This window comes from Rudaea sp. (assembly GCF_036383415.1).
Taxonomy (GTDB): domain Bacteria; phylum Pseudomonadota; class Gammaproteobacteria; order Xanthomonadales; family Rhodanobacteraceae; genus Rudaea.
In genome coordinates this window covers 1-1,550 of the sequence record NZ_DASVOK010000157.1, presented here as the reverse complement: position 1 = coordinate 1,550, position 1,550 = coordinate 1, and the positions used below count along the sequence as shown (strand labels likewise).

Below are 1,550 nucleotides of genomic sequence, written 5' to 3'. Positions count from 1 at the left end.
GACCCTGCTCGTGCCTGCGCTCGTGGTCGCCGGACTGGTCCGGCTGGCCCTGCAGCCGCAGTGGGACGATTCGGCCGAATGGCTGGACGGTCTCGTCGTGCTGATCCTGTTCGAAGGCGTGCGCGTGCTCGTGCTGCGCATCCTGCGTGACACCCTGCACGAGTACCGCGGGCCCTTGCAGGCGGTGAAATTCTTCCTCCTGTCGATGCTGATACTTGCCGGCATTTGCCTGGTGCTCGCCGCCTTTACCTTCAAGCGGCAGATTTTTTCCATCCTCGCCGATGCGCACACGTGGAAGCTGGTTCTGCCGCCGCTCGCGCTCATCGTCGCCGACGGTGTGGTCAACGTCGCGTTTTTCCGCGGCGATCCGGAGCGCGCGGCAGCGCAACTCGATGCCGCGGCGGACGACACAGAAGACTGGCTCGGGCTGGCCGTGTTCCCGGGACCGCTGCTCGTGGCGTTTGTCTGCGGGCTGCTGTTTTTTCTGCAGACGCGCGGTGTTTCGGGGCTGTCGTGGCTGCCGCCGCTGAGCATCGACATCGCGCGCCAAATCGGTCTGCTCTATGCGGCTCTGTACTTCTGTGGCAAGGCCGTCGTCCTCGCCCACATGCATACCGCGCATTTCCTGCGTACCGGCAAGCGCCTGTTCGGCGGTCGTATCGCCCAGTTGATCGTGACGCGCAGCTTCGATCAGAGTCGGCGCAATGCGCTCAGCGAACAGCGCGCGGCCGAGCGCCGGCTGGCCGTCTTGCAAGGCGCCTAGGCGGGAGGTTTCAAGCGCTGTCGGGCGTCTTGCGCAGGCGATCGCGGATTGCCTGACGGACGCGAATCTGCCGGTTTGCGTCGCGCGCTTCGCTCAGGCGTCGTGTGTGCGCACTGACGAGATCGCCGCGGGTCAGCACGCCGACGATTTTTTGCGGTGCCTCGCGAGTGACGACGGCGACGCTGCCGACTTTTTCCTCGACCATGTGGTCGGCGGCTTCGCGCAGCGAGTTGTCCTCGAAGACGATGATCGGCGGCTGGGCCAGCAGCTCGCCGACGAGCTTGTCGTCAGCGGATTCCGCGTCGAGCAATTGCCGGCGCGTGACGATGCCGCGCAGGTTGCCGGCTTCGTCGAGCACGGGATAGCCAAGGAACTGTGCCTTGGCATCGCCCGACGCGAGCCAACGGCGTACCGTGCCGAGTTCGTCCACTGCGTTCAGTGCCGTCACATCGCGTGAGCACGAATCGCGCACGAGCACCTGATCGAGATAGTCGGCCGCGTATTCGCTCGGCACACGCACGCCGCGGCGCGCGATCTTCTCGGTCATGATCGTCTGGCGCATGCACAGGCACGACACGAGATATGCCATCGAGCAGCCGCCGAGCAGCGGCAGCAAGCCGGCCGGCTGCAAAGTCGTCTCGAACGCGAACACGATCGAGGCGAGCACCGCGCGCGAGGCACCGGCGAACATCGCGGCCATGCCGACCAAGCCGGCAATGCGCGGATCGATGCCGAGGCGCGGCAGCAATGGTGCGACGAGCATGCCGGCCGCCGCGCCGAGCGCGCC

General features: G+C 66.4%; 2 protein-coding genes. One reads left to right on the top strand and one right to left on the bottom strand.

The window, feature by feature from the left end; all coding sequences use genetic code 11:
- On the top strand, positions 1-763 hold a 763-nt coding region (locus VF497_RS06045; protein WP_330886727.1), incomplete at its 5' end, for a hypothetical protein.
- A 10-nt stretch (positions 764-773) separates the two neighbouring features.
- Here VF497_RS06045 and VF497_RS06040 read toward each other — a convergent pair.
- Positions 774-1,550, bottom strand: a 777-nt coding sequence (locus VF497_RS06040) for a CBS domain-containing protein (RefSeq protein WP_330886726.1), incomplete at its 5' end; no start/stop codon positions are given.